The sequence below is a fragment of the Janthinobacterium sp. SUN176 genome (assembly GCF_030587335.1).
Lineage (GTDB): Bacteria > Pseudomonadota > Gammaproteobacteria > Burkholderiales > Burkholderiaceae_D > Janthinobacterium > Janthinobacterium kumbetense.
Window position 1 is genome coordinate 214,407 of the sequence record NZ_JAPWIA010000003.1, and the last position, 26,694, is coordinate 241,100.

Consider the following 26,694-nt stretch of genomic DNA (forward strand, 5'->3'; position numbering starts at 1 on the left):
AAGACCATCGCCTCACCCGCGTTTTTTATTCACTACCGGCACATTGCCGGCGTGGCGCCATTACAGCGAGTAGTACATGTCGAACTCGGCAGGATGCGTGGTCATGCGCATGCGCTGTACGTCCTGCATTTTCAGTTCCAGGTAAGCGTCGATCATGGAATCGCTGAACACGCCGCCGCGGGTCAGGAACTCGCGGTCCTTGTCCAGGGCTTCCAGTGCTTCTTCCAGCGAAGCGCACACGGTCGGGATCAGTGCATCTTCTTCCGGCGGCAGATGGTACAGATCTTTCGAGGCGGCTTCGCCCGGATGGATCTTGTTGGCAACGCCGTCCAGGCCGGCCATCAGCAGTGCGGCGAAGCACAGGTACGGGTTCGCCAGCGGATCCGGGAAGCGCGCTTCGACGCGGCGGCCTTTTGGATTGGCCACGTGCGGGATACGGATCGAGGCGGAACGGTTTTTCGCCGAGTACGCCAGTTTCACTGGCGCTTCGTAGCCTGGTACCAGACGCTTGTACGAGTTGGTGCCCGGGTTGGTGATCGCGTTCAGTGCCTTGGCGTGCTTGATGATGCCGCCGATGTAGTACAGGGCGAAATCGGACAGGCCGGCATAGCCGTCGCCGGCGAACAGGTTTTTGCCATCTTTCCATACGGATTGATGCACGTGCATGCCCGAACCGTTGTCGCCAACGATAGGTTTCGGCATGAAGGTGGCGGTCTTGCCATAGCTGTGCGCCACGTTCCACACCACATATTTCAGGTTTTGCGTCCAGTCGGCGCGCTCGACCAGGGTCGAGAACTTGGTGCCGATTTCATTTTGACCGGCGCCGGCCACTTCGTGATGATGTACCTCAACCGGGATGCCCAGCGATTCCAGGATCAGGCACATTTCCGAACGCATGTCCTGGAAGCTGTCCACTGGTGGTACTGGGAAATAGCCGCCCTTGACGGTAGGACGGTGGCCGCTGTTGCCGCCTTCGATGTCCTTGCCGGTCGACCACGAACCTTCGTCCGAACCGATCTTGACGAAGCAGCCCGACATGTCGATCTTCCAGCGCACGCTGTCGAAGATGAAGAATTCCGGCTCAGGGCCGAAGTAGGCGGTGTCGCCCATGCCCGACGATTTCAGGTAGGCTTCGGCGCGTTTCGCGATCGAGCGCGGGTCGCGGTCGTAGCCCTTGCCGTCCGACGGTTCGATCACGTCACACTGCATGAACAGGGTCGTTTCTTCCATGAACGGGTCGATATTGGCCGTGTTTGGATCCGGCAGCAAGATCATGTCGGACGCTTCAATGCCTTTCCAGCCAGCGATCGAAGAACCGTCAAAGGCGTGGCCCGACTCGAATTTGTCCATGTCGAAGTGCGACACGGGAACCGTCACGTGCTGCTCTTTACCACGGGTATCGGCAAAGCGGAAATCAACGAATTTGACTTCGTTTTCTTCTACCATCTTCAAGACTTCTGCGGCTGTCATTGCCATGCGTATCTCCTAAATGAATGTGGGGTGAGCCGACCTTAGTGCGTCTGGGCTGATGAAGCGAAGCAAACATTGCGTGCCACCAAAACTCATAAGGATCATAGCAGATTCCATGCCAGCTCCCGGAGCCCCCTGGTGCCGGCAACAAAATTGCTGCCATCCCAGTGAAAGTTTTCCTGCCCGCGATTTTGACACGCGTTTGCGTCAAATCAAGAATGCACTAAGCAAGTGCAAAAAACGAATAACGCACCATTATCGTGCATTTTGTGCGAATTACCGAAAAATGCCTCCTTGTGGTGCATGCGCCGTGCACCACGGATTCCCGTTTGCGGGGCGCGGACGGCGCACTATAATCGTACACACACCTGCCCACTTTCATCGAGGACGCCATGACCACCGCCGCCGACATCCTGACCACCGCCCGCAGCCGGGCCAATGAAGGTACGCCGTATGCCGGCGCCGTCACGCCGCAGGAAGCGTATGACTTGCTGCAAGGCGATGCCGCCGTCAAGCTCATCGATGTGCGCACGACTGCCGAGCGCGACTGGGTGGGCCGCGTCGACATCGCCGATACCCAGCATGGTGCGGTGCAGTGGGCCACCTACCCGGGCGGCGTGCCGAATCCCGACTTCCTCGCGCAGCTGGCGGCCCAGGCCGGCAAGGACGAGGTACTGCTGTTCCTGTGCCGCTCCGGCGTGCGTTCGCGCCATGCGGCCAAGCTGGCGACCGAACACGGCTATATCAACTGCTTCGACATCCTCGAAGGTTTTGAAGGCGACAAGGACGCCGACGGCCACCGCAAGCAGATCGGCGGCTGGTGCAAGGCGGGCTTGCCGTGGCTGGGCGCCTGACGCTGGCCGCTTGACGCTGGCTGCCGAATTATCTGAACAGTGTTTGATCTGGCGGGCCACCATGCGGCCCGCCATCGGCTACAACCATCCATGCGCGCCCGCTTTTCTCAAGAGCGGCGCAGATTTACCTTGCGAGTATGTACCTTATATAGTACAACGTAGAGGTGCGTCATGGATGCTTCCGGCTTGCGGCAGATTACCCTGCGGTTCTATGCGAACGGCAATGGCGGCGAACCCGTGCGCGACTGGCTCAAATCCTTGCCCGTCGAAGAACGTCATGTGATCGGGCAAGACTTGATGCATGCGCAATGGCGCTGGCCCGTGGGCATGCCCTTGTGCCGCCACCTGGGGCAGGGCTTGTCGGAGGTGCGCAGCAGCTTGCCCGGCAACCGCATCGCGCGCGTGCTGATCTGCCATCACGGCGATTGCCTGGTGGCGCTGCACGGCTTTATCAAGAAAACCCGCGCCACGCCGGACGACGACCTGGCGCTGGCCCGCAAACGCCACAAGGAATTGACATGAACGCCACCGCTCCCCACCTCGGCAGCAGTCTCGACGACTTCCTCAAGGAAGAAGGCATCTTTGAGCAAACGCAAACCCGCGCCATCAAGGAAGTGATCGCCTGGCAACTGACGCAGGCGATGCAGGAACAATCGCTGTCGAAGACGCGCATGGCGGCGCTGCTGCAGACGAGCCGTTCGCAACTCGACCGCCTGCTCGATCCCGGCAGCGACGTGACGCTCTCCACCCTGGAGCGGGCCGCCGCGCTGCTCGGGCGCAAGCTGTCGATCACCCTCGTTTAAGCGGTTAAGCGCTCAGGCCGGCTCGCCCGCCTCCGCGGCCGGGTGCTCGCCCATCAGGGTCAATATGCGCTTGCGCACGAAATTGATGTGGCTGCGCAAGCCATACAGGCCATCGGCAAACGACAGGGGTATCGATATCTGGTTGACCATTTCCTCGATCTGGTCGAGCCGTTTCAATTGTTCCGCATACACGTGCGCGCGCCGGTCTTCCGGCACGTCTTCCAGCGCCTGCTCCACCGTGCGCAGCTGGCCATACCAGCGGTACACGCGCGAACGGATGCGCCACACGTACAGCGGCGGCACGACGCGCGACAGGGGCAGGATCAGGGCGCCCAGCGCTACCACCAGCACCCACATGCGGTCAAAGAAATTAGCCAGCCAGAAACTCATGTAACGCTGCAACACGGGCGCGCCATCCTTGTAGAATTTCAACGCTTCCGGCGCCACGGGAATTTCCGTGTAGCGCGCGGACGGGAACTGCCCCTGCTGCTGGAACCAGCCCGTGCCGCCATGGATGCCGGCCGCCGCCTGCACGAACAGGTCGACCAGGGCCGGATGCAAGTCTTCGCGCGCGACCAGGGTGGCCGTCGGCGCGATCAGGTGATAATCCTGCGCGGGAATGTTTTGCCCCAGGTCGACGATGCCACGCGGCAAAACGACATGCGTGAGGAAAGGCAGGCGCCGCGTGTACGCTTCCGCTTGCGAAAAATCAAACAGCTTGATGCCCGGCGTTTGCAGCAGCATCTGGATCAGCGGCGCTTCCGGCGCCGAGCTGAACACGAGACCGTCGATGCGCCCTTCCAGCAGTTCCACCGTGGCGGGCGTGTTCTGCAAGTCGCTCACCGTCAACTCCTTGGCTTCCACGCCATTCACGGACAGCAACTGCCGGAACAGGCCGGGCACGCCCGTGCCTTCCGGCCCCAGGTTGATCTTCATGCCCTTCAATTGCGTCAGCTCCGTCACGGCCTTGTCGTCGCGCATGAACAGCCAGACGGGTTCCGTAAACAGGCTGCCCAGGGAAATGAGGCCGTGGCGCTCGGCATCGTCGTGTTCCGTCGAGCCACTTTGCACGAAGGCGATATCGGTCTTGCCCGCGTTCAAGCGCTGCAGGTTTTCCTGCGAGCCCAGCGACGGCTGCAAGGTCACCTTGATGCCGTGCCTGGCCAGGGTGGCCGCGTACTTCTTGCCGAACTCTTCGTACGCGCTATTGTCCTGCCCTGTCGACAGGGTTACCTTGCGCGGCGGCGCCGGGTCGACCAGCCAGTAAGCGAGCGCGCAAAACGCGCCGACCAGCAGCAAGGTGGGACCGGCGGTGGCGAGGAAATCGCGCACGGAAAAGCGGCTGAACGCGAGGATTTTGGACATGTGGTGGCGCATAGGTTTCATGGGTGGCTACGATGCCAAGAAAAGCCCAACTATGCAAGGCACTTTCACATGCGCGGCGTGGCCAATTCGGCTACAGTGCTGGATCGACCACCTGCCCTCGGGAGCCCTGCATGCTGAAAATTCTTGGAAAAGCCGCCTCGATCAATGTCCGCAAAGTCTTGTGGACGTGCGAGGAACTCGACCTGCCGTACGAACGCGAAGACTGGGGCAGCGGCTTTCGCGCCACGGACGACCCGGCCTTCCTGGCCCTGAACCCGAACGCCATGGTGCCCGTGCTGCTCGATGGCGACCTGGTGCTGTGGGAATCGAACACGATATGCCGCTACCTGTGCGCGCAGGCGGGCCGCGACGACTTGCTGCCGAGTAATCCCCGCGCCCGCGCGGAAGTGGAAAAATGGATGGACTGGCAAATGGGCGACCTCAACAACAGCTGGCGCTACGCCTTCATGTCGCTGGTGCGCCACAGCCCGGCACACCAGGATGCGGCCCAGCTGGCGGCCGGTATTGCCGGATGGAACAAGATGATGGGCGTGCTGGAACAGCAGTTGCAGCGCACGGGCGCGTATGTGTGCGGCGAGCAATTTACCTTGGCGGATATCGTGCTGGGCCTGTCCGTCAAGCGCTGGCTGATGGCGCCCATGCAGCGCCCCGAGTATCCGGCCATCGCCGCGTATCACGCGCGCCTGGAAGGTAAAACGGCCGTGTTTGCCGGTTAATCCAGTTCGATTGCCTCGACCGTGCCGCCGATGACGTAGCAATCGCCATCGCGGCGCACTTCCTCCAGGGTTGCCGGGTCGTCGTGCGCATACGTGCCGTCGATATCGACACACCACACGTCGCCAAAGCGCAGCAGCTTCACGCCGCAGCAGATGCGGTTGATGAAGTTGCCCGGCGTCTTCATCATCAATTCCCGCACCTCTCTCACCGTGATGGCGACTTTGCGCCAGACATTGCCTTCCAGCCCATGATTCCTCGCGTACAACACGATGCGCACGCTCTGCACGCCCTGGGGTCCATATGCTTGCTCGAATGATACAAGCGCGCCATCGTCAAAACGGTGATATTGCGCAAAGATCTGCTGTGTTCTTTCCATGGATTCTTTCTCCTCCATAAAAAAACCGGCCCATTCAGGCCGGCTTTTTAATGCAGCAACGATTTAATTCGTGCACTGCTTGGCCACGCCTTCGGCTGGCGCAGGCGGCTCGATCAGCGGCATCAGGCTCGGCGCAAGGGACACCAGCAGTTGCACGGGCAAGGCGCTGGTGAAATCGTAGTTCTTCGATTCCGGCCCCCGCACATACGCCGTCATGCTGCCATAGAAGCGCTCGCCGATATTGAAGACGAACGTGGCCGAACGGTTCACATAGCGCGACTCGATCAGGCGGCCGCCCGCGCCATACACGTCGAAGCGCTGGTCGCCCGTGCCCGTCTTGCCGCCCATCGGGATCGGCACGCCGTCGGCGCCGACGAATGCCGTCTTCGCCCGTTTCGCCGTGCCGTCCGACACCACTTCGCGAATGGCCTTGGCGACAGCTTTCGCCACGTCCGGCGACAGCACTTGCTCCGCCTCCACCTTCGTGCCCCGCTTGACCATGGTGTCGTACGGCGTATTGGCGGCGAAATGCATGGAATCGATGCGCACGCTGGGTTTACGCACGCCATCGTTGATGATGATGCCCATCAGCTCGGCCAGCGCGGCGGGACGGTCGGCCGACGCGCCCAGGGTGGTCGCATACGACGGCACGAGCGAGTCGAACGGGTAACCCATCTTCTTCCACTGGCGGTGGATTTCCAGGAATCCTTCCACTTCCAGCAAGTTGGCGATGCGGCGGTCCTGCGCGTGCTTGCGGTGCGTATTGAACAGCCATTTATACACTTCCTGGCGCTCCTTTTCGCTGGCCGCCACCATCTGCGACAGGGTGGAACCTTCGTGCTGGCGCAGATACGCCACCATCCACAGTTCCAGCGGATGCACATTGGCCAGGTAGCCGCGGTCGGCCAGCGACCAGTTTTCCATCGCATATTGCTGGTACATCTTGGCCACGCGCTCGGGCGGTACTTCGTTTTGCGACGGTAAATTGGCGTTGAGGAAGTCGCCAAATTCGGCGACGGTGCCCTTCGGATTGATGGTGCGGAAGATATTCGCCAGGCGCACGGGTGTCGGGCGGATGCTGGCCAACAGGATCTTTTCCTGCTCGTCGACGCTCTTGCCGCGGTACTTCTGGTAGAAGCGGTGCAGGAATTCGCGCCCTTCCTTGTCGGCAAAACGGCTCAGGTACTGGGCCCGGCGCGGATCGTCCGCGTCCGCCAGCAGCGAGGCCGAGGAATCGGGACGCGAAAACATGTAGTAGCGGGCCACGTCGCGCATCAGGCGCACGAACACCAGGTTGGTCGACTGGCGCAGCGCCTGCTGCACCGTCATGATGCGGCTGTCGTCGAGCTTGGAGAAGTTGCCGAAATGGTGCAAGCCGCCGCCCGTGAAGAAGCCTTCGCCCGGGTTGCCCGAATATTTGCGTTCCATGGCGGCCGCCAGCATGGCGGGTAAATTGCGCGCCTCGCCCAGCGGCAAAGGTTTCAAATAAGCAATTGCCCACTGCGACAGCATGTCCTTCGGATCGACGGCAATCTTGCCCAGTTCGGCGGCGCCCATGCCGCTGTAGCGCTGGTGCAACTGGTCAATGATGTCCAGGTAGGTGACCAGGGTGCGCAGCTTGGCCGTGGAACCGAGGTCCAGCTTGGCGCCTTCGTTGATGTCCAGCGGCTGGTCGTAGTTATCCGTCTGCACGCGCAGCAAGTTGGCTTGCTCGCCCTTTTGCAGCAAAGTAAAACTGTAGACCACATTGGCGGGGTCGCCATTGCCCAGCATGCCCTTGCCCGTCAAGCCGGCCGCTTTCGCCACTTCCGGGTCGCGCAGCTCGCGCAAGACCTTGGTGACGGCGTTTTGCGCCTGCGCATCGAGCGTGCTGACCACTTTCAGGTCGAGACGGTCGAGGTTATACAAACGCGGATCGCCCAGCATGCTGGCCAGGTGGTTGCGCACGGCATTCGATGCCTTGCGCGTGACGAACGAGGTCGACGCTTCCGATTGCACGCCCGAGGCCGTCGATGGGCGCAGCTTCTCGGCGATGGCCGCATTGCGCAGCTGCGGCGAGATCACGCCCGCTTGCGCCAGCAGGCGCAGATGGCTGTTGGTCAACTCTTCCAGGTCGGCGCCGCCTGCCACCAGGTAGTGCGAGGGACGGCGCTGCGCGATCAGCAAGCTCAGCGCCTGCTTGTAGGCGAGCGCACTGCCCGGCTGGTCCATATTGCCTTTGAGCAAAGTTTTCACTTCGGAAAATGGACGGCCATACCAGACCCACATGCCGTCGCCGATCCCGTTGACCTCGCCAAAGCCGCTCTTTGCCGACAGCGGCACGGTATTGAGGTAATTGACAACGATCTTGCGCCGCGCTTCCATGGTGTTTTCGCCATCCTGGTACGAGCGCAGGCTGGCCGACAGCATCTGCAGCAGCTTGTCCTGCATGGAACTGGTGCGGCCGTCTTCCGAATGGCGGTATTTTTCAATTTGCGTGGCCAGCGTGCTACCGCCGCCGCCGCGGTGGCCGCCGAACAGGTTCAGCGCCTTGTCCAGAATCGCCTTGCTCAGGCGGTCCCATTCCACGGCCGGATTGCGCTCGGGCGTGCCCGGATCGAGCAATTCGCGGTTTTCGATGAACAGCAGGCTTTGCACGAGCGCGGGCGGCGCTTCGGCAAAGCCGTCGAACATGCGCTCGGGATAGCTGGCCGCGAACAGGGGTGCGGCGCGGCAATCGAGAATGCTCAATCCCGCGCGGTTCTTCTCGTGATAGGTGGCAAAGATGCCCCGGTCGACCAGTTGCACCATCTTCGGCGACATGCGCGCCTGCGCCGTCACTTCATAGTCGCGCGCATTCAACTTGCTAATAAAATCCGGCAAGCTGGCATAGCCGAGGCGCTCGTCATACGGGCCGTGCTGCGGATAGCGGATGGCGCCCGCCGGTGCGGGGCCGGGCTCGACCTTGAACGACAGCTGGCGGTCCAGGCGCGTGAAAAATTCCGCCTGCAGGGCCGACGTGCGCACTTCGCGCATGACGAACCAGGCCACGCCGGCAATCAGCGCCAGCAGGATGATGGCAAAGATGGGCCAGATGCGCGAACGGCGCTTCTTCGGCGGGCTCGCCGGCGGCGGCGCCTCGGCAGCTGGATCAGAGGGGGGCCGCTCTTGCGCGGCCAGATTGACGCCTGTGTCTTTCATGGGATGCTGGGGTAAGGTTGGGTTTGGACGGCGCGGGAAATGCGGCAGCGATACCGCTCCGCGCGGGATAAGACGAGGGCCAGCCAGGGCCGGTCACAACAAAGCTTGCTTAACATGATGTCCATACCGGTAAATCAAAAAAACACGCTACTGCACAGGCAGGCGACCCCGCGTTTGACACGCAAGGCCCCTGTTCACCATTCCACCACATCGGCATGAAAACGACTGACGAGCGCGCACAAAAATCTTGCTTCATTGAAGATTTTCGCAAAAAAACAACGTCTTGGAATGTACGCTTGCGTACATAGATGCACGGCGGGCTGGACGCCGGCAAAAAAGCCGCTGGCGCCGGGCTGGCTGCATGTCAGATGGTGGTGTATTCCGCCTGCAAGGTATCGAGTGCGGCGCACATCTGCGCGAAGGCGGCCGCCGCTTGCGCCGGCTCGCCCTTGACGCCCAGTTCGATATGCCGGCGCGTCTGCGCATCGCCCACGCTGGGCAAGCTGAAAACCTTGATCAACGGAAACTCTGCTTCCAGCCGCACCATCAGCGGCGTCAGCAGGGATTCGGCCGTTTCGTACACGAGCAAGGCGTGTTCCGCATGCGGCACCTGGTTGAACAGGTGCGCATAATGCGTGTCCAGCACCCATTCGATCATGGGCCAGGACATGATGGGAAAGCCCGGCACGAAGTAATGCTCGCGCACGGCAAAGCCGGCAATCTTGTTGTACGGATTCGGAATCAGCTCGGCGCCTTCGACAAATTCCGCCATTTTCAAGCGGTGCAGGTTTTCCGGCGAGTGCAAATCGGCCGGCACGCCCGCCTCTATGCCCATTTCCGTGATGCGCTGCTGGATATTGATCTTGCCCTGCGGATGCAGCACCAGCGGCAAACCCAGCGCATCGGCCGCCGCCTGGCGCGTATGGTCGTCCGGCGTGGCGCCGATGCCGCCGAAGCTGAAGACGATGTCGCCGCTGGCAAAGCTGCGCTTGAGCAAGGCGACCAGGCGGGCAGGCTCGTCGCCCACGTATTCCGCCCAGCTCAGCTGCAATCCCCGCGCCTTGAGCATTTGCACCACTTTCGGGAAATGCTGGTCCGTGCGCTTGCCCGACAGGATTTCGTCGCCGATGATGATCAATCCGATAGCCATGAAGCTTCCTCGTAGAATTCGATAAAAATACTCAAGCGTCCGCTGGCGCCACGTCGGTCATGCCGCATACGCCCCGCAACCGCGACAGTGCTTCCAGGCAGTAATACTGGAACCACAGCCCCGTAAAGATGAAGATCAGCACATACAGCCAGATGGCGAACGCCGCCAGGAAGGGGAAGAACACCACCGACATCGCGCCGCCCATCCACAGCAAGCCCGGCACGGCGCCGGCCGCGCCGGACACCATGCCGATGGCCAGCAGGGGCCAGCGCTGCGTGCGCATGATGGCGTGGCGCTCGTCCACGCTGGCGTAGTCGGCCATGGCGTCGTACGCCATCACGCGGTACGTCAGCCAGCCCCACAGCACGGCTTGCCCCACCAGGGCCGCCGGCGGAAACGCATACAGGGGCAGCATGAGCACCCAGACGACGATAAACAGCAGGAAAGTGGCCAGCGAAGTGCCGACGCTGCCAAGCAGGCTGCCGCCATGTTTCTTTTCCAGCTGAGGAAAGTGCCGCCCGCCGATATGGCGGCCGATGGCCGGCATGGCGAACAGGCCCATGAAGATCAGCGCCGTCAGGATCATCAGCGGCAGCAGCATGAACATGGCGATCAGCGGCACGATCACGGCTTTCAGCACGCCCAGGCCGAAAGTGGTCAGCACCTGGCCGCTGGTGCGGAAGAAATCGTACTGCGTGAACAGCGCATGCAGGCTGTCGATCAGCGGCTGCAAGCCCACGTACAGCAAGCCGCCCCACAGCACCAGCGACAGGATGAACGGCGCCACGCTCAGCAGCAGTATCCTGCCATGCAATTGCGACAGGAAAGCACGGCCATACGAATTCAACACATTACGCATCAACGGCGTCCTTTTCGTTTAATTCTTGCAAATTCCACCATGCGACGCAGGCCCAGCCATTGCTGTTGCCAGAAACCGCGGCCATAGTTGCGCCCCGGCCGGCCGACACCGTTGCTGTCGATGCGGGCCAGCTGGTCGCGCACGCCCGTGCGCGCATAGCCCGCCGAGAAATTCGCGGTGCCCAGCAGCATATCCCAAATCGGCAAGACCACGCCGAAGTTGCAACCACCCATGCTGCCCTTGCCTTTCGACTCGTGCCCCACGCCGATCGCGTGATGCGTGCGGTGGAAACGGGGTGAGATCAAGAGCCGCTCGCCGATGCGGCCGAAGTGTATCCTCACATTTGCGTGCTGCAAGCTTTGCAAAATGCGCGAAATCGACACCAGCAGCACGTACTGGCCCGGCGGCACGCCGATGCCGAGCGCCACCAGCGCCATCACCACGTCGCGCAGGAAGTCATCGAGCAAGTGATTGCGGTCATCGCTCCACAAGTTCATGTTTTGCTGGCTGTGATGCAGGCTGTGCAAGCCCCACCACCAGCCGAAATGGTGCGAGGCCCGGTGGTAGCAATAGTCGACGAAGTCCAGTATCACAAAATAAATGATAAAACTGAGCAAGGGGCTGATGCCGGGCAACAGCGATTCCAGGTTCAATGGATGAATATTGTCGAAGCGCAAGGCGCCCGCCAATGCATCCATCAGCGGATCGAGCGTGAAGAACACCACGACGGAAAACAGGCCAATGCGGTGCAGCACCGTATAGATAAAATCGTTCCAGCGGGCGCGCGGGTCCGTCATCTTTTGCGCGGGAATCAAGGCTTCGAGCGGACGCAGCACGAGAAACAGCAGCACCAGTTCGCACAGGCCGATCAGCAGCCACTCCGTGCCCTCGAACGCTTCTTCCGTGAATTCGCCAAAGCCCAGGTGATATACGAGCGGGTTCACCACCGTCTGGAACAGCCAGCCTTGCGCCGCGCCAAAGGCGTCGACCACAGCATCGATGACGGGCGTGACGAAGCTGACGATGTCGGCGGCGATCATGGCTGGCCCTTCTTCCGCGCGTAGGCAGGATGCTCGCGCAGGGTGGCAAAGCAGAAACCCTTGTCTTGCAGGCCGGAAATCAAGGCGTCCAGGTTGGCCGGTGCCCACGGCTCCTTGCGCGACCAGATGCCCATGTGCGCAATGAAAATATCGCCGCTGCGCAAGTTCGCCAGGGCTTTCTTCAGCAGCGTGGCGTTTGGATACTTATCGCTGGGCAGCTCATCGCCGGAATACCCCGCCGGCGCCCAGCCCGCGTGCTGGTAGCCGCAGGCGCTGCCGGCCGCCAGGGTGCGCGGCGACGTGTAGCCGCCCGGCGCGCGCCAGAACGGGTCGAGCTTGCGCCCGGTCAGCTCCTGGAAGCGCGTATCGACGCGGCGCAATTCTTCGCAGAATTGCTGATCCGTGAACGACGCCAGCTTGCCGCCATCCTTGCCGAACTGGGGCTTGACCTGGATCAAGCCGTTGGCCAGATCCTTCTTCCAGTACACGTGGTCAAACGTATGCGTGCCGAACGCATGGCCTTCAGCCACGCGGGCTTTCCAGTACGGCGCCCACGAGGCATCGAGCGAATAGTCGCCGCGCGTGGTCTTTTCATTGGCCAGGAAGAAGGTTGCCTTCACATGGCGTTTGTTCAGCACGTCGGCGATCAGCTGCGCTTGCGACTGGCTACCCGTGTCAAACGTCATGTAGATGGTGCCCTTGCAGGCGGCCGGGGCTGGCGATGCAACTGGAGATGCGGCTGGGGCAGCAGATATGGCGGCAGGTACGGCAGCAGGTGCGGCGGCATGCGCGGGCGACAGCATGGCGTTGGCGCACAGCAGCATGGCGGGCGCGTGGCCCGCGAAAATGAAGCGTTTCATCATCACCGGCTCATCACATGCGCGGCGAGTGGGTGGCGAAATACACGCCATGGGGCGAGCGGCCCACCGGGATGGTCTTGATCACCTTGCGCGTGGTCAGGTCGATCACGGCCACTTTCTTGATCCAGCGCAACGTTACCCACATGGTCTTGCCGTCCGGCGTGATTTCCATGCAATCGGGGCCGCCCGGCACATTGATCGTGCCCACGTTTTCCAGCGTTTGCTGGTCGATGATGTTGATCGTGTTCGACACGCGGTTCGAGACGAACGTCATGCGGTTGTCGCCCAGCGCGCGGAAATTGTGCGTGCCGGCGCCTGCCTTGATGCGCTTGACGGTCTTTTGCGTGCGCCAGTCGATCACTTCCACGTAATCGCTGCCCATGATGCCCACCAGCAAATGCTTGCCATCGGGCGTCATCGTGATGCCGGCCGGCGCCGGGCCGACAGGCATGGTCCATTTCACCGTTTGCGTGGCCAGGTCGATGGCGCTGACCTGGTTGCTGCCCTGCTGCGTAATGAAAGCCATGGTGCTGTCGGCCGTGAACGCCATATGGCTGGGCAATTTTGGCAGCGGGATGCGCTTGGCCAGGGTCAGGTTCTTGCCGTCGTAGCGGTACAGGTCGATGCGGTCCAGGCGCAAGGAGTTCGAGATGAACCATTTCTGGTCCGGCGAAAAGCCGATCTGGTACGGGTCGAGGATGTTGCTGATGCGGCGCTGGATCTGGCCCGACACGGGGTCGAGGAAAATCAGCTCGTTGCCAACGGAACTGGCGACGATCAGCGACTTGCCGTCCGGCGTTTCCATCAGATGGTGCGGTTCCTTGCCGACGGCAAAGGTGGACAGGGGAGCATAGGTTTTCTGGTCCAGCAGTTGCACCGTAGCATCACGGGAATTGAGCACCACCACCACTTCGGCTTGCGCCGTCGATATTGCGGAAACCAGGCACAGCGAGGAAAAAACAAGGCGGCGTAGACTGCGGAACATGGCAAAAATCACTGTTAAATACAAAACATGCATTTTACGTGGAACACTGTATTTATTGTGTGAAATCCCCCCTTAAATGCTGCCGGCAGCCACACATCGCCGTAATTTCCGTTTTTTCCCCGTCCCAGGCCTGGAATGGCGCTTTGCAACTCATTGCTCTACAATCTGAAGCTTTCATCGCCTACACAAGGATAATCATGACCACCACCACTACCGCTTCCGGCCTGCAATACATCGACACCACCGTTGGCGAAGGCGCTGAAGCGCAAGCCGGCAACAATGTTGTCGTGCATTACACGGGCTGGCTGCAAAACGACGACGGCAGCGCCGGCGCGAAATTTGACTCGAGCAAGGACCGCAACGATCCATTCGAATTCCCGCTGGGCGCCGGCCGCGTCATTCAAGGCTGGGACGAAGGCGTGCAAGGCATGAAAGTGGGCGGCAAGCGCCAGCTGATCATCCCGGCAGCACTGGGCTATGGCGCACGCGGCGCCGGCGGCGTGATTCCTCCGAACGCCACCCTGATTTTCGACGTCGAACTGCTGGGCGTATAAGCACCGACTCCGCAGCGCTCAAGCGACTGTACCGACGCCGCCCCTGTTCACGCAGCGGCGGCGTTTTTGTTTTGAGTGTGTCCTCTAATGCACGGCGCGCTTTTTTCACTATGATGTCAGGCACTGCAGCACGCACGGTGGCCACTCCGCCGGGCCTGCCGCACTTTTCCAGCGATTCCATCAGCACACAGGAGCCATCATGAGTTTACAAGAGCAATTCGAACAAGCGCAGCTCGATTCCAAGACCCTGTCCGAGCGTCCGGACAATATGACCTTGTTGAAAATCTACGCCTTGTTCAAGCAAGCGTCGAGCGGCGACGCCACGGGCGAGCGTCCTGGCATGACCGACTTCGTCAACCGCGCCAAGTTCGACGCCTGGGCGGCCCTGGCCGGCACCTCGAAGGAAGAGGCGCAACAGCAATACATCGATCTGATCGAAGACTTGAAGGATTAAACCTGAAAACGCCTGTTTTGCAGAGAAATAGGCCGAAAACGGCTGAAAACTCACCAAAAACCACAAAAATAGGCTGAAAAAGCAAAAGTGGCTACCAAATCGGTAGCCACTTTTTTACGCCTGTCTCAGCCGCAAACTTACTTTTTCGCCGCCGCCAGCGCTTGCGCGATCCAGCCGTCAAACGTCTGCTGGTGGAACTTGATCCAGCCAGCCGTATGGCGCGCGATATCGGCTTGCGTGTTTTCGCCGCGGCGCATGCGCTCGTTCTGCGCATTGATGTCCGCCACGGGCAATTGCATCACTTCGAACAGCTTGGCTGCGGCCGGATTCTTCTCCGCCCAGGCCTTGTTCGACACGATGCGCGCCGTGTTGACGGCAAAGCCGTAGTCGCTGCCATCGTCGAGACGGGTATTCACCTTGTCCGGATTGGCCGAGAACGGCACTTTCAGCCAGACCACGTCCTTGCCCGGCACCAGCACGCCGCTGACCCAGTACGGCGTCCACGTGTAATACAGGATCGGTTCGCCACGCTTGTAGCGGCCCAGGGTGTCGGCGATCAGGGCCGCATAGCTGCCCTGCACGTGGGTCACCGTCTTGCGCAATTTATACGCATCCATGTGGTTCTCGATCAGCGCTTCGCAGCCCCAGCCGGGGTTGCAACCGGTCAAGTCGGCCTTGCCATCGCCATCATGGTCGAACAGCTTGGCCAGGTTGGGATCGCGCAACTGGTCGATATTCGTGATGTTGTACTTTTCCGCCGTCGCCTTGTCGATCAGATAACCTTGCGCGGCAGGCCCCGCATACTGGCCCGTGCGCGACAGCTTGGCGTCGCCGCCCGCATTGTTATAGAAATCCTTGTGCATCGGGTCCCAGTGCACGGCCATGAAGGTGGCGTCGCCGTTGGCAATGGCGATATGCGCCGTCGGATATTCCACTTCCTTGATGGGCTGCACTTCGTAGCCCAGCTTTTCCAGGGCCTTGTCGACCAGCATGGTCTGGAAGGTTTCTTCCGCGATCGAGCTTTGCAGCGGTTGCACCTTGACGCCCTTGCCGGGCAGCGCATCGGCAGCGGCGGCCGGCGTCTGCGCCATGGCCAGGCTGGTGGTCAGGGCCATGGCGGCGATCGCCAGGGCGGAAAACAGCTGGAACTTGCGTTGCGATTTTTGCGTCACTTTGAAATTGTCGATTTGATGCATGTGTATCCTTTATTGTGCGTTGGCCAGCGTTACTTGCTGTTCAACATTATTTTTCTCCACATTGCCACGCACCAGGCGCAGCACGAAACCGGCAGGACCCGTCTGGTACCAGTGGCGCACGCCGCGGCGTGGCTGGCCCATCGCTTGCGTCAAGCGGTCCAGGGTGATGGCCAGCAGCACGATGCCCAGGCCGCCCACGGTGGCCAGGCCCATGTCCAGGCGGCCGATGCCGCGCAATACCATCTGGCCCAGGCCGCCCACGGCGATCATCGAGGCGATCACGACCATCGACAGCGACAGCATCAGCGACTGGTTGATACCGGCCATGATCGATGGCATAGCCAGCGGAAATTGCACGCGGGTCAGCAACTGCCACGGCGAGGCGCCATAGGCGCGGGCCGCTTCGATCAGGTCGGGACGCACCTGGCGGATGCCGAGGTTGGTCAAACGTACCAGCGGCGGCAGGGCAAAGATGATCGTCACGATCACGCCAGGCGCATTACCGATACCAAACAGCATCACCACGGGCACCAGGTAGACGAAGGCGGGCGTCGTCTGCATGGCGTCGAGCAGGGGGCGCAGGATATTCTGCGCGCGGTCGCTGCTGGCAAGGAAGATGCCCAACGGCAAGCCGATGGCCAGGCAGAACGCCAGCGACGTCAAGACCAGCGACAAGGTCGTCATGGCTTCCGGCCAGATGCCCAGCATCGACACCACCAGCAGCGCCAGCACGGTGCCGATGGCCAGGGTGCGGCTGGTAAATTGCCATGCCAGCAAGCCGATGATGGCGATCACCGTCAGCGACGGGGCGGCCAGCAGCACGCCTTCCACGCCGGACAGCACGCTGTCGATCGGCGCGCGCACGGCCTGGAAGAAGGGACGGAAATGCGCGACGACCCAGCCCAGGCCCTGGTTGATCCAGCTTTCCAGCGGCAGCGAGCCGTCGAAAATCTGCGTCAGGTGAAAGCCGGATGCATGTTCCGGCTGCACGGCAGGCGCGGCGGCGTCCAGCCAGGCGGTGCTGGCGTCGGTGGGCGGCGTCAGCGCCCAGGGATTGATTTGAGCGGCCTGTTCAACAACAGGTTCTACTGCGGAAACGGTGCTTGGATTCATGCTTGTCCTTTCTGTTGTTGTTCGGCTATGGCTGGCGTGTCGCGGTCAAGGAACTTCAGCAAGGTTGTCTTGCTGATGGCGCCGCGGAAGCTGCCGTCATTGGCCACCACAGGGACGGCGTAAGGCAGTTGCGCCACCTGGCCGAACAGGCCGGCGACTGGCTCATCTGCATTGATGGTCTGCACGTCGGGCAGATAGGCATGCGCCAGGCCCAGCGGCCCCACATGGCCGTCGAGCGCACTGCGCAGCGAATCGGCCGAGACGACGCCAAGGAACTTGCGCTGCGGATTGACGACGTAGGCAAACGCGCGATCCTGCTCTTCCAGCATCGACAGCGCGGCGCGCGAGCCGCGGCTCGGCGACTCGGACACGACGATCTGGCTCTTGCGGGCGATATCGCTGGCCTTGAAGACGGCCGCCGCATCGACGCCGCGCACGAAGTTGCGCACGTAATCGTTGGCAGGTTTACGCAGGATTTCTTCCGGCGTGCCCACTTGCACCACGTGGCCGTCTTTCATGATGGCAACGCGGTCGCCGATGCGCATGGCTTCGTCGAGGTCATGCGAAATGAAGACGATGGTGCGGCGCTTGATTTGCTGCAAGCGCAGCAGTTCCGATTGCATTTCCGTACGGATAATCGGATCGAGCGCGGAAAACGCTTCATCCATCAACAGAATCGATGGATCGCAGGCCAGCGCACGGGCCAGGCCCACGCGCTGCTGCATGCCGCCCGACAATTCGTCGGGATAGCTGGCGCCGTAGCCGTCCAGGCCCACTTGTTCCAGAGCTTGCTGGGCCAGCGCATGGCGCTCGGCCTTGGGCATGCCGGCCAGCTCCATGCCGAAGGCAGTGTTGTCGAGCACGGTAATTTGCGGCAGCAGCGCGAACGACTGGAACACCATGCTGATGTCCTTGCGGCGCAGGGCGCGCAGCTGGGCGTCCGGCAAGGTATTGATGTCGTTGCCGTCGATCAAAATGCGGCCGGCGGTCGGCTCGATCAGGCGGTTCAGCATGCGCACCAGGGTCGACTTGCCCGAACCGGACAGGCCCATGATGACGAATATCTCGCCCGCTTCAATGGTAAAGGTGGCGTCGAAAACGCCGATGGTGCAGTCGGTCTGGGCCAGGATATCCTGCTTGCTGGCGCCCTGATGGACGAGTTCAAGTGCTTCTTCTGGCTTGTCGCCGAACACTTTGAACACATGGTCGATAATGATTTGTTTTGCCACGATGTGGTTCTCCCTCGATTTGACGAATGGAATGAAACCCAGCAAGCTGCCAGCTTGCGGCGGGAATCAGCAAACCCTGTTGCGTCGGCTACGCCACGGCGCAAAAAGCGCACGGGAGCGACAGGAAACAGGGGGTGACACGCATGTGACCAGCGGATGGCCAAAGCCGGTGCCGGGGTGCCGTGTGCGTGCTAAAAGAGGCTGTGGTTCAGGACTTTTAACAACGCTAGCGCCATGCAAATACATGGCACCAAATGTATTTGACCGAAAAAAAATCGACCAAGCTACTTTTAACTGGATGCGGGTGTAAAACCCAATGAATTATTCACCACTCAGCGAGTGGGGAGTACTGCGAAGCAGATGGTGAAACGCGGTGTAGCTGTTGTAAATATGACTCAAGTATAACGCAAAAAGCCGCCAAAGTCCAATGGCTTTCCAAATAGAAATGTGCTAGCAATGTTCGCCAGCGTACAGTCAGACGTGAAAAAGGCGAAAAGCGACGTGTTTTCATCGTCTTTTCGCCCATCGCTGCGACACGTTTTCTAGCACCAAACATGGCGCCAGACAAGCGGATCAAACTGGCTCGGCAAACACCTTGCGCATCTTTTCGGCGATCTTGCCTTCAATCGTGGACGCGAAGGCGCTGAGCATGAAGCCCAGCTTGATTTGCAGTTGCGCCTGCTCTTTTTCCAGGGTCAGCGAACCATCGACGCCGCTGCGCTCGAAGCGCAGCACATCGCCATCCCAGGCGCAGGCCAGGTCATATTCCTGGGCCAGCTTGTCGGCCACTTGCTGCGCCGCTTCGCGCGCCTTTGCTGCTGTCAGCTTATGTTGCTGAACTATATTTATATCCGCCATCAAACGATCCTTTTATTATAAAAACGGGTGCCATACGGCCAGCATCATACCAGCCGCCACGCGGCAGCCGCAGCCATAGGGAACGCCGGCACACGGAAAAAACCGCGCTTTCTTGCGCCGCACTTGCGCCGCATCAAACCGCAACCACCGAAGCAGGCCGACTATCTCCATTCCAGTTGCGAGTGTCTTGGAGAGCTACCATGGACCAGAAAGTCATCGTGCCGGTCGAAGCCGTGCTGACCAAATGCGTGTCCTTGCCTGTCGGCTACGTCCCTACCCCCTCGGCGCCCTACCGCCTGCACCGCAAGAATGCGCAACTGACTCTGCAGCCGGGTCCGCCCCGCCTGACGGACGCCACGGTCCGCAACCTGGCCGCCGTTCCCGTCGGTTCGCGCGTGCTGATCTGGAAGCAAGACCCGTCCGTGAGCGAGCTGGGCACGCGCAAGGCCTTCCTGCCCGGCCTGATACTGCAAGGTCCGCGCGACGCACGCATCACCTTTGGCGAGCCGGGCATCGCCCAGGTCAGCCCGAACGCCTTTGGCGACTTCATCGTCTCGCCCAACACCGACCAGTTCGACGCCGTGCACACCTTTGCCATCGTGCGCATGACGCTCACCATGTACCAGCGCGCGATGGCCAGCAACAACACGGCGCCGCCCCTGCCCTGGCAATGGAATAGCGCCAGCAACACGGCACCGCTGCGCGTGTTCCCGCACGGCTTGCCCAATGTTATGAATGCCTATTACAGCCGCAGCGACAAGGCCCTCAAGTTCGGCGACTTCATTCCCAGCGGCGCCACCGAGCGCGTCTACACCTGCCGCTCGCTCGACATCGTCTCGCATGAAACCGGGCACGCCATCCTCGATGGCCTCAAGCCGAATTGGCTGCTCAACAATAATCCACCGCAGACGGGCGGCTTGCACGAATCGTTCGGCGACCTGACGGCCATCTTCCTGGCCCTGTCGCAGCTGGACCAGGTCGAGGCCGTGATCGCGCAAACCAAGTCCGACCTGCACGACAAAACCTTCCTGGCCGACCTGGCGGAACAGTTCGGCCTGGCGCTGGGCCGGCCGAACGGCTTGCGCAATGCCGATAACGACATCAAATTGTCGGAGGCCGGCACGGAAGTGCACGCCATCTCGCAAGTGTTTACAGGCGCTATCTACGACATCCTGGCCGACATCTTTGCCCACGAACGCCAGCCCCAGCTGGAAGATGACGCGGCCGTGCTGCACCGTTGCGGCGACTACCTGCGCAGCCTGGTCTTGCGCGCCCTGGTGGCGTCCCCCGACCAGGCGGCCACGTACGCCGACGTGGCCGGTCATATGCTGACCCTGGCGCAAGCCGACGGCTTTACCAGCTACCTCGATTTCATCCGCAACAGCTTTACCGTGCGCGAAGTGCTCAAGGACAATGCCATGACGGAGGATGGACAAATGACCTTTGCCCCCGATGTCATCGACGAAGCGGGCGCCGTGCAAGACAGGCGCGCCTGCTGCGGTACCATGAACCATGCGGAATACAGCGAATCGGATCAATTGCTGGAAGCGGAGCGCGAAGCACTGGCGGCCTGGTGCCGCAGTTACGCCCCCCGGTAAGCGCCCCGCGCCGCAAGCCCGCCAGCGGTCAGCCGCAGGCGAAGGCATGCCGCATCATTTCCCCACCACCGTCCCCAAGAAGGAGCAGCATGAAAATTTCAGCCCGCAGCAGCGGCGGCTTTGCCGGCCTGAGCGAACAGTACGACATCGATACGCAAGCCCACCCGGCCGGCCCTGGGCTGGAAGCGACACTGGCCAGCAGCGGTTTTTTCACGCACCCGCAGGGCACGGGCGAACAGGTGGGCGCCGATATCCCCCATTGGCAGATCACCGTCGAGGCACCGGCCGCGCGCCGCACCATCACGTTTGCCGAGGATGGCAGTGCTGAAAATGCACGTTGGCAACAGTTGCTGACGCAAATACGCGCCAGCGCCTGATTGTTCCGGCACTTATTTTTACCGATCTTGATTTGGGTAAAACAAAAACACCACACGGCGAGCGCCCGCCTCGCCCGTCCTGCTCCCTGCAGCATCGGGCGACTGTCGCTTTCTTGCCGCGTTCTTCATGGTAACGTCCCGGATAGTCGCTGAATTGCACGCTCTGCGCGGCAACGGCGCTGCCAAAAAATGAATTTGCTTATATGTATTGTATATAAGCGGGATTTGTGAGAAATAGCGAATTGCCTTAAAATACAATGCTTTGCTTTAGTATGCGCCGCCGAGGTTCCTGCAGGCGCTACAGCACCTCCCCCCAAATTGATAGGACTGTTATGACCCACGTTGTCACCGAATCCTGCATCGCCTGTCGCTATACCGACTGCGTCGATGTCTGCCCGGTAGATTGTTTCCGGGAAGGCCCGAACTTCCTGGCAATCGATCCGGACGAATGTATTGACTGCGCAGTCTGCGTGGCAGAGTGCCCGGTGAACGCGATTTTCGCGGAAGAAGACGTGCCGGGCGACCAGCAAGCCTTCATCAAGATCAACGTCGACCTGGCCCGTAACTGGCCTTCGATCACCAAGACGAAGGCTGCCTTGCCGGAAGCCGAGCAATACAAGGACGTCAAGGACAAGCTCGACATGCTGGTGCGCTAAGCGCACGGCACTTGCCGCGGCGTTTCCGGCGGAGACACTGTTCTCCGCAGGGGCGTGGCGGTGAAAAAATGTACAAAAAGCAGCGGAAACGCTGCTTTTTTTGCTTTTAGAGCATCGTTGCAGGTCTATCCACGCAAGTGTGGCGCGCTGTCACACCAAAGCGCAAACTGTGGACCTATGCGCGGTAATGCACATTTTGTCCTCAACAAATATCGTAAAATTGGATTATGATATTTGAGCCGATATTGGCGCTTGGAATTAAACAAGGACTATATATGCTTTACCAACTGCACGAACTGCAACGCTCCTTCCTCACTCCGGTGATGCAATGGGCAGACATGTCCTCCAAGTTATTTACCAACCCGGTTTCTCCACTGGCCCACACCCCGTTTTCGCAACGCATCGCAGCCGGCTACGAGCTGATGTACCGCCTTGGCAAAGACTACGAAAAACCACAATTTGACATCAAATCCGTTCTCGTCCAAGGCGAGAACGTCGACATCCGCGAACACGTTGTCGTGACAAAACCGTTTTGCCGCCTGATTCACTTCAAGAAAGAAGCCACTGGCTTGCAACAGCCCAAAGTTTTGCTGGTTGCCCCCCTGTCCGGTCACCACTCGACCCTGCTGCGCGATACCGTGCGCGGCTTGCTGGCCGAGCACGATGTCTACATCACCGACTGGACGGACGCGCGCATGGTACCGCTGACGGAAGGCCCGTTCCACCTGGACGACTACATTTATTATGTGCAGGAATTCATCCGCCTGCTGGCGCCTGACTTGCACGTCATTTCCGTCTGTCAACCGACCGTGCCCGTGCTGGCTGCCATCTCGCTGATGGCGACGGCCAAAGATCCGCACATGCCGAAAACCATGACGATGATGGGCGGCCCCATCGACCCGCGCCGTTCCCCCACGCAAGTGAACAACCTGGCGACGGAAAAGAAATTCTCGTGGTTTGAAAACACCGTGATCTACGCGGTGCCGCCGAACTACCCGGGTTTTGGCCGCAAGGTGTATCCGGGCTTCCTGCAGCACGCCGGCTTCATCGCCATGAACCCGGGCCGTCACGCGCAAAGCCACCGCGAGTTCTACATGCACCTGGTGACGGGCGACGACGAGCCGGCGGAAGGCCATCGCCAGTTCTACAACGAGTACAACGCCGTGCTGGACATGCCGGCCGAGTACTACCTGGAAACCATTAAAACGGTTTTCCAGGAATTCAGCCTGCCGATGGGCACGTGGAAAGTGGGCGGCCAGCTGGTGCGTCCGCAAGACATCACGAATGTGGCGCTGTTCACCGTAGAAGGCGAGCTGGACGATATTTCCGGCGCCGGCCAGACGCAGGCGGCGCATGACCTGTGTTCCGGCATCCCTGCCGAGATGCAGCAGGATTTCGTGGCGCCAAAATGTGGCCATTATGGCATTTTCTCGGGCCGCCGCTGGCGCGAAATCATTTGCCCGAAAATCGGCGAATTCATCCAGAAACATTCCTGATCCGCAGTATTTCAGGCAAAACGGCACGCCAGGCTACCCTGGCGTGCCGTTTTTTTATGCCCGGCTCATGCGCGTGACGTTTCGATCTTCACCGTCGGGCGCGTATTGACAAAGATTTGCTCGACTCGCGGCTCGCCCGGCCCCGGTTTCTTCATCGCATAGCCATTCACGGGCTGCGAGCGGTTCACCCACAGCGCGTAATACAAATGGTCGGCGCGGGGATCTTCCGTGTTCGGGTGTATCAGTATCGTCAGGCCCAGGCTATTGAGCTGCAGCCACGGCACGATGACGGGCAGCAAGTCATTCGTGAAGCCAAAGTAAAACGACGGCGTCACGTGCGGGCCGCGCGGCTCCAGGTTCCAGTCGCCCAGCTCGATCTGGAAACGCTCGGCCGCCCACTTGCGTATCAGCGCCGCCTTTTGGTAACTGTCTTCGTCAAAATAGATATGCGCGTGATAGCTCTCGATATCCGTGTAGGCGCGCGGCTTCGATGGCAAGGTTTCCTCGCCGGGCCGCACGCTGACGGGGCGCGGCGTGGGCGCCGTGTCCGTATGCTCGCCCCACGGGCTCTTGCCCGGTACAGGTTTGGCGCGTTTGACGGCACCATCCTGCGCCAGGGCCGTGCCGGCAAGGCCCGAAGCGGCCAATGCCGCCACGAGTCCTCCGCCGCGCAAGACCGTGCGGCGCTGCGGCGAGAGGAGATTGGCCCATTCCAGGTCGATGGCCGCGTGTTGAGTATTGTCTGACATAGGATTTCCTGTTCTTGATGATAAATATGGAGAGAAGGCAGATCAAAAGTGAACAGTGGCGCGGGCGTAGTAATAACCGCCCAGTACGCCCAACGGTCCCGAGTTGTCGTACGCGCCCGTGTACTGCGCCAGATTCGCGGCACTGCGCGCGTCGCGCGGCACCTGGCCCGGTTTCTGGTCGAAGACATTGTTGGCGCCCACCGTCACGTTGATGCGCTTGCTGATGTCGTAGCCGACGCTGACATCCGTCACGAAGGCGGCCTTCAGTTGGTAATCGCCGCCCGTGATGGCGTTCAGGCGCTTGAGCTTGCCGTAGCGCGTCTCGCGCACGTTGAACGTCCAGCCCGCCTTTTCATACGCCAGGGTGAGGATTTCCTTGTCGCGCGGCGCCCGGTACAGCAAGTCGTACTCGGCCGATTTGCTCAGGGTGCCGATATTCGGCAAGCCTTGCAGCACCGTCGGCAAGGCCGCCTTGCCGACCAGGCTCGTGTGATTGATATTCGCGGCCGCCGTCCAGCGCAGCTTGCCGTCGGCCACGCGCAAGACATCCTCGGCCGTCAAATCGATGCCGCGCGTGCGCGTGTCGCCCACGTTGGCAAAGTAATGCGCGACGAGGCCATTGCCTACCGTCAAACCCGCCGAGCGCAGCAGGTTTTCGATCACGCTCGCTTGCGCCGCCGTCAGTGGCCGGCCGCTGCCGTCGAGCGCCACGCCCGAGCTGCGGTCGATGCCGATGTTCGACGACACGCCCAGGCGGTCGCGGACCTTGATTTGATACGCGTCAACGGCCAGGCGCAGGGTAGGCGTAGGATTGAAGGTCAGCCCGGCCGACAGATTCGTCGATTTTTCCGGTTTCAGCGCTTGCGCACCCAGTGCCCGCGCTGCGGCCGAGTTCGGCTGCGCCAGGGTATACGGCACACCCGCATGGTCGGAGGTGTTCGAATACGATTGCGTCACCAGGCTAGGCGCATGGAAACCATTGCTGACGGTGCCGCGTACGGCCACCATGGGCGTGACGTCATAGCGGGCGGACAAACGGCCCGTCGTCTTGCTGCCGAAATCGGAATATTTCTCGGCGCGCAGTGCCGTGTCGAGCAGCAATTGCGGCGTCAGTTTCGCGCCCAGGCCGACATACGCCGCATAGCTGTGGCGCGCCGTGTCCGAGGCGTCGACGGGCAGGTAGCCGGCCAGCGCCGATGAGCCGCTGCCCTGCCAGGAAGCGGGTTCGCCCGGACTGCGTTGCTGCGTTTCATGCGAATACTCGAGACCGACGCTCAGGTCGGCCGGCTCGCTCAATCCCAGCGGCACGGGACGGCGCGCGTCGGCGTTGGTGGTCGAGCGGCTGTAGCGCTGATTGCCGATGGTGAAATCCGTCTTGCCACCTGGATAGCTCAGCGAATAATTGGCCGAGTTTTCCACGCCCACGTCGATATCGTCGCGTCCGTAAGTACTGCTGATATCCCAGTTCCAGCCGGCCGTCTCGCCCTTGACGCCGCCCGTCAGGGAAAAATCGTTTTCGCTCGTCGTTTCATATGGCGTGAAGCCGTCGGGATACACGGACAGCAAGCCTTTGTTGTTATTAAAAATGGTATTGGGCAGACGGAAATTCTGCGCCGAGCGGGCATTGCGGTGCGCATACGTGCCGAAGCCATACAGTTGCACCTCGTTCGACACGTCATAGCCGAAGTTGGCGCTGAGCGAAGCGGTCGTGCTTTGCGGCACGCCCGTATTGCGCCATGGATTGCTGTTGCGGCTTGCTTCTGCCGGGTTCGGCGAGGCGCCGGCCGGCAAGCTGTTGTTCGGTCCCAATTTCACCAGCTGACCATCGCTGTTGCGCACGGCCGGATACGACAGGTAGCCTGGATTCAGGCCGAAATTGCGCACGGCGATGCCCTGGCGCTGGACTTCGGCGCCGAAGTGGGCAAAGCCGTGTTCACCCAGGCGCGTGCCGCCATCGATGCGCACGGAACCGTTCGTGCCGTCGCCGTCGTAGGTGGAACCGAGTTGCGTGCTGAAGCTGCCCTTGTCATCCGCTTTCAGGATGATGTTGATGACGCCGGCAATGGCGTCGGAACCGTAGATGGCCGAGGCGCCATCGCGCAGGATTTCCACGCGGGCAATGGCGCCCGTGGGTATCAGGGCCAGGTCGGTGGCGACGGAACCGGGAAAACCATCCTCGTTGACGATGGCCGTCGTATGCCGGCGCTTGCCGTTGACCAATACCAGGGTATGCGACGGGTCGAGGTTGCGCAACTGCCCGGCGCGCACGATGCTGCCCAGGTCCGGCTGCACGCGGGCCGGCAAGTTGAACGACGGCAAGGCCGTATCCAGCGCATCGAGCAAGTTCAGCTTGCCCGTGGCTTGCAATTGCTGCGCGCTGATCACGTCGATGGGTGCGGCGCTGTTGGCCACCGTGCGGCCCGTGCCGCGCGCCCCCGTGACGATGACGGTGTCATACGGCGCGGCGGCCAGTGCGCCAGCGCCATCCGGCGCGGCCTGCGCGTGGACCACGCCAGGCGCCCCCAGCAGCAGTACGGCCACGGAGACGGCGTGCGCCAGTTGCCGCAAACGCGGGGCGGGGTCATGCTTGTGAATCGGTTCCAGCATACGAAAACATCCTTTCAAAGTCGTCAACACAGTGGCTGCAGACTAAAGGATGGACAAACAAACAAGAACGAATGGTTTCGTATTTAGATATTTCGTTTTGGCAACTAACAACAGCGGCGGCACGCCG

The 26,694-nt window shown here is 61.1% G+C and carries 25 protein-coding genes; 10 read left to right on the top strand and 15 right to left on the bottom strand.

Translation table 11 applies throughout. From position 1 onward, the window contains the following. Positions 1-60 precede the first annotated feature (60 nt). Positions 61-1,476, bottom strand: coding sequence for a type I glutamate--ammonia ligase (glnA, locus tag O3299_RS22230; RefSeq protein ID WP_070219258.1), 1,416 nt, complete (start codon positions 1,474-1,476; stop codon positions 61-63). 386 nt (positions 1,477-1,862) lie between these two features. Between glnA and O3299_RS22235 the strand changes: the two genes are divergently transcribed. From O3299_RS22235 to O3299_RS22245, 3 genes are all read left to right on the top strand, one after another. Continuing rightward, the gene (locus O3299_RS22235; RefSeq protein ID WP_099665312.1) at positions 1,863-2,324 is read left to right on the top strand and encodes a rhodanese-like domain-containing protein; all 462 of its coding nucleotides are present in this window, start codon (positions 1,863-1,865) and stop codon (positions 2,322-2,324) included. 171 nt (positions 2,325-2,495) lie between these two features. After that, on the top strand, positions 2,496-2,846 hold the full coding sequence (locus tag O3299_RS22240) for a type II toxin-antitoxin system RelE/ParE family toxin (RefSeq protein ID WP_305054317.1): 351 nt from the start codon (positions 2,496-2,498) through the stop codon (positions 2,844-2,846). Continuing rightward, complete coding sequence (locus O3299_RS22245; protein ID WP_289906350.1) at positions 2,843-3,127, top strand: Fis family transcriptional regulator; 285 nt, start codon at positions 2,843-2,845, stop codon at positions 3,125-3,127. Before O3299_RS22240 ends, O3299_RS22245 begins: the two co-directional genes overlap by 4 nt. A gap of 12 nt (positions 3,128-3,139) precedes the next feature. Here O3299_RS22245 and O3299_RS22250 read toward each other — a convergent pair whose 3' ends face one another. Then, positions 3,140-4,492 (bottom strand): TAXI family TRAP transporter solute-binding subunit, encoded by a 1,353-nt coding sequence (locus O3299_RS22250; protein WP_305054316.1) that lies wholly within the window; start codon positions 4,490-4,492, stop codon positions 3,140-3,142. A 131-nt stretch (positions 4,493-4,623) separates the two neighbouring features. On the opposite strand from O3299_RS22250, the gene O3299_RS22255 reads away from it, so the two are divergent. Beyond that, on the top strand, positions 4,624-5,229 hold the full coding sequence (locus tag O3299_RS22255; protein ID WP_305060908.1) for a glutathione S-transferase family protein: 606 nt from the start codon (positions 4,624-4,626) through the stop codon (positions 5,227-5,229). On the opposite strand, the gene O3299_RS22260 is transcribed toward O3299_RS22255, so the two are convergent. From O3299_RS22260 to O3299_RS22290, 7 genes are all read right to left on the bottom strand, one after another. Then, on the bottom strand, positions 5,226-5,606 hold the full coding sequence (locus O3299_RS22260; RefSeq protein ID WP_305063228.1) for a hypothetical protein: 381 nt from the start codon (positions 5,604-5,606) through the stop codon (positions 5,226-5,228). The two genes, O3299_RS22255 and O3299_RS22260, sit on opposite strands and share 4 nt — an antisense overlap. A gap of 63 nt (positions 5,607-5,669) precedes the next feature. Next, on the bottom strand, positions 5,670-8,786 hold the full coding sequence (locus tag O3299_RS22265) for a transglycosylase domain-containing protein (protein WP_305063229.1): 3,117 nt from the start codon (positions 8,784-8,786) through the stop codon (positions 5,670-5,672). Between the two features lie 364 nt (positions 8,787-9,150). Then, positions 9,151-9,936 carry a molybdopterin-binding protein gene (locus tag O3299_RS22270; protein WP_289899845.1) on the bottom strand — a complete coding sequence of 262 codons (786 nt, stop codon included), beginning with the start codon at positions 9,934-9,936 and terminating at the stop codon, positions 9,151-9,153. Between the two features lie 31 nt (positions 9,937-9,967). Next, positions 9,968-10,795, bottom strand: coding sequence for an EI24 domain-containing protein (locus O3299_RS22275; protein ID WP_305063230.1), 828 nt, complete (start codon positions 10,793-10,795; stop codon positions 9,968-9,970). Beyond that, positions 10,795-11,835, bottom strand: coding sequence for a sterol desaturase family protein (locus O3299_RS22280; protein WP_099665320.1), 1,041 nt, complete (start codon positions 11,833-11,835; stop codon positions 10,795-10,797). Before O3299_RS22280 ends, O3299_RS22275 begins: the two co-directional genes overlap by 1 nt. Further along, complete coding sequence (locus O3299_RS22285; RefSeq protein ID WP_370385307.1) at positions 11,832-12,698, bottom strand: polysaccharide deacetylase family protein; 867 nt, start codon at positions 12,696-12,698, stop codon at positions 11,832-11,834. The genes O3299_RS22280 and O3299_RS22285 overlap by 4 nt, the downstream gene beginning before the upstream one ends. Before the next feature lie 10 nt (positions 12,699-12,708). Continuing rightward, positions 12,709-13,680 (bottom strand): beta-propeller fold lactonase family protein, encoded by a 972-nt coding sequence (locus O3299_RS22290; RefSeq protein ID WP_034760259.1) that lies wholly within the window; start codon positions 13,678-13,680, stop codon positions 12,709-12,711. 197 nt (positions 13,681-13,877) lie between these two features. Here O3299_RS22290 and O3299_RS22295 point away from each other — a divergent pair, with 197 nt between their 5' ends. After that, positions 13,878-14,234 (top strand): FKBP-type peptidyl-prolyl cis-trans isomerase, encoded by a 357-nt coding sequence (locus O3299_RS22295; RefSeq protein ID WP_034782471.1) that lies wholly within the window; start codon positions 13,878-13,880, stop codon positions 14,232-14,234. A 199-nt stretch (positions 14,235-14,433) separates the two neighbouring features. Continuing rightward, the gene (locus O3299_RS22300; protein ID WP_034782468.1) at positions 14,434-14,688 is read left to right on the top strand and encodes an acyl-CoA-binding protein; all 255 of its coding nucleotides are present in this window, start codon (positions 14,434-14,436) and stop codon (positions 14,686-14,688) included. A 137-nt stretch (positions 14,689-14,825) separates the two neighbouring features. Here O3299_RS22300 and proX read toward each other — a convergent pair whose 3' ends face one another. From proX to O3299_RS22320, 4 genes are all read right to left on the bottom strand, one after another. Beyond that, entirely contained in the window at positions 14,826-15,884 is a 1,059-nt protein-coding gene (proX, locus tag O3299_RS22305) for a glycine betaine/L-proline ABC transporter substrate-binding protein ProX (protein ID WP_099665321.1), read from the bottom strand. A gap of 9 nt (positions 15,885-15,893) precedes the next feature. After that, complete coding sequence (gene proW / locus O3299_RS22310) at positions 15,894-16,997, bottom strand: glycine betaine/L-proline ABC transporter permease ProW (RefSeq protein ID WP_305063231.1); 1,104 nt, start codon at positions 16,995-16,997, stop codon at positions 15,894-15,896. Then, the gene (proV, locus tag O3299_RS22315) at positions 16,994-18,226 is read right to left on the bottom strand and encodes a glycine betaine/L-proline ABC transporter ATP-binding protein ProV (RefSeq protein WP_099668215.1); all 1,233 of its coding nucleotides are present in this window, start codon (positions 18,224-18,226) and stop codon (positions 16,994-16,996) included. Before proV ends, proW begins: the two co-directional genes overlap by 4 nt. A gap of 573 nt (positions 18,227-18,799) precedes the next feature. Further along, entirely contained in the window at positions 18,800-19,084 is a 285-nt protein-coding gene (locus O3299_RS22320; RefSeq protein ID WP_077400202.1) for a polyhydroxyalkanoic acid system family protein, read from the bottom strand. 200 nt (positions 19,085-19,284) lie between these two features. Between O3299_RS22320 and O3299_RS22325 the strand changes: the two genes are divergently transcribed. From O3299_RS22325 to O3299_RS22340, 4 genes are all read left to right on the top strand, one after another. Beyond that, entirely contained in the window at positions 19,285-20,682 is a 1,398-nt protein-coding gene (locus tag O3299_RS22325) for a hypothetical protein (protein WP_305063232.1), read from the top strand. A gap of 89 nt (positions 20,683-20,771) precedes the next feature. Further along, positions 20,772-21,059, top strand: a complete 288-nt coding sequence (locus O3299_RS22330) for a protealysin inhibitor emfourin (protein ID WP_251349783.1) — start codon at positions 20,772-20,774, stop codon at positions 21,057-21,059. A gap of 332 nt (positions 21,060-21,391) precedes the next feature. Next, on the top strand, positions 21,392-21,715 hold the full coding sequence (fdxA, locus tag O3299_RS22335; protein ID WP_010395176.1) for a ferredoxin FdxA: 324 nt from the start codon (positions 21,392-21,394) through the stop codon (positions 21,713-21,715). 275 nt (positions 21,716-21,990) lie between these two features. Further along, positions 21,991-23,211 carry a polyhydroxyalkanoate depolymerase gene (locus O3299_RS22340; RefSeq protein WP_077400193.1) on the top strand — a complete coding sequence of 407 codons (1,221 nt, stop codon included), beginning with the start codon at positions 21,991-21,993 and terminating at the stop codon, positions 23,209-23,211. 65 nt (positions 23,212-23,276) lie between these two features. Here O3299_RS22340 and O3299_RS22345 read toward each other — a convergent pair whose 3' ends face one another. Next, entirely contained in the window at positions 23,277-23,960 is a 684-nt protein-coding gene (locus O3299_RS22345; protein ID WP_305063233.1) for a DOPA 4,5-dioxygenase family protein, read from the bottom strand. Between the two features lie 42 nt (positions 23,961-24,002). Beyond that, the gene (locus O3299_RS22350; RefSeq protein ID WP_305063234.1) at positions 24,003-26,567 is read right to left on the bottom strand and encodes a TonB-dependent siderophore receptor; all 2,565 of its coding nucleotides are present in this window, start codon (positions 26,565-26,567) and stop codon (positions 24,003-24,005) included. Between the last annotated feature and the right edge of the window lie 127 nt (positions 26,568-26,694).

Bases quoted from the DNA above. Each gene is read 5' to 3' on its own strand.
- glnA (WP_070219258.1), bottom strand. From the start codon at position 1,476: ATGGCAATGACAGCCGCAGAAGTCTTGAAGATGGTAGAAGAAAACGAA.
- O3299_RS22235 (WP_099665312.1), top strand. From the start codon at position 1,863: ATGACCACCGCCGCCGACATCCTGACCACCGCCCGCAGCCGGGCCAAT.
- O3299_RS22240 (WP_305054317.1), top strand. From the start codon at position 2,496: ATGGATGCTTCCGGCTTGCGGCAGATTACCCTGCGGTTCTATGCGAAC.
- O3299_RS22245 (WP_289906350.1), top strand. From the start codon at position 2,843: ATGAACGCCACCGCTCCCCACCTCGGCAGCAGTCTCGACGACTTCCTC.
- O3299_RS22250 (WP_305054316.1), bottom strand. From the start codon at position 4,492: ATGTCCAAAATCCTCGCGTTCAGCCGCTTTTCCGTGCGCGATTTCCTC.
- O3299_RS22255 (WP_305060908.1), top strand. From the start codon at position 4,624: ATGCTGAAAATTCTTGGAAAAGCCGCCTCGATCAATGTCCGCAAAGTC.
- O3299_RS22260 (WP_305063228.1), bottom strand. From the start codon at position 5,606: ATGGAAAGAACACAGCAGATCTTTGCGCAATATCACCGTTTTGACGAT.
- O3299_RS22265 (WP_305063229.1), bottom strand. From the start codon at position 8,786: ATGAAAGACACAGGCGTCAATCTGGCCGCGCAAGAGCGGCCCCCCTCT.
- O3299_RS22270 (WP_289899845.1), bottom strand. From the start codon at position 9,936: ATGGCTATCGGATTGATCATCATCGGCGACGAAATCCTGTCGGGCAAG.
- O3299_RS22275 (WP_305063230.1), bottom strand. From the start codon at position 10,795: ATGCGTAATGTGTTGAATTCGTATGGCCGTGCTTTCCTGTCGCAATTG.
- O3299_RS22280 (WP_099665320.1), bottom strand. From the start codon at position 11,835: ATGATCGCCGCCGACATCGTCAGCTTCGTCACGCCCGTCATCGATGCT.
- O3299_RS22285 (WP_370385307.1), bottom strand. From the start codon at position 12,698: ATGATGAAACGCTTCATTTTCGCGGGCCACGCGCCCGCCATGCTGCTG.
- O3299_RS22290 (WP_034760259.1), bottom strand. From the start codon at position 13,680: ATGTTCCGCAGTCTACGCCGCCTTGTTTTTTCCTCGCTGTGCCTGGTT.
- O3299_RS22295 (WP_034782471.1), top strand. From the start codon at position 13,878: ATGACCACCACCACTACCGCTTCCGGCCTGCAATACATCGACACCACC.
- O3299_RS22300 (WP_034782468.1), top strand. From the start codon at position 14,434: ATGAGTTTACAAGAGCAATTCGAACAAGCGCAGCTCGATTCCAAGACC.
- proX (WP_099665321.1), bottom strand. From the start codon at position 15,884: ATGCATCAAATCGACAATTTCAAAGTGACGCAAAAATCGCAACGCAAG.
- proW (WP_305063231.1), bottom strand. From the start codon at position 16,997: ATGAATCCAAGCACCGTTTCCGCAGTAGAACCTGTTGTTGAACAGGCC.
- O3299_RS22320 (WP_077400202.1), bottom strand. From the start codon at position 19,084: ATGGCGGATATAAATATAGTTCAGCAACATAAGCTGACAGCAGCAAAG.
- O3299_RS22325 (WP_305063232.1), top strand. From the start codon at position 19,285: ATGGACCAGAAAGTCATCGTGCCGGTCGAAGCCGTGCTGACCAAATGC.
- O3299_RS22330 (WP_251349783.1), top strand. From the start codon at position 20,772: ATGAAAATTTCAGCCCGCAGCAGCGGCGGCTTTGCCGGCCTGAGCGAA.
- fdxA (WP_010395176.1), top strand. From the start codon at position 21,392: ATGACCCACGTTGTCACCGAATCCTGCATCGCCTGTCGCTATACCGAC.
- O3299_RS22340 (WP_077400193.1), top strand. From the start codon at position 21,991: ATGCTTTACCAACTGCACGAACTGCAACGCTCCTTCCTCACTCCGGTG.
- O3299_RS22345 (WP_305063233.1), bottom strand. From the start codon at position 23,960: ATGTCAGACAATACTCAACACGCGGCCATCGACCTGGAATGGGCCAAT.
- O3299_RS22350 (WP_305063234.1), bottom strand. From the start codon at position 26,567: ATGCTGGAACCGATTCACAAGCATGACCCCGCCCCGCGTTTGCGGCAA.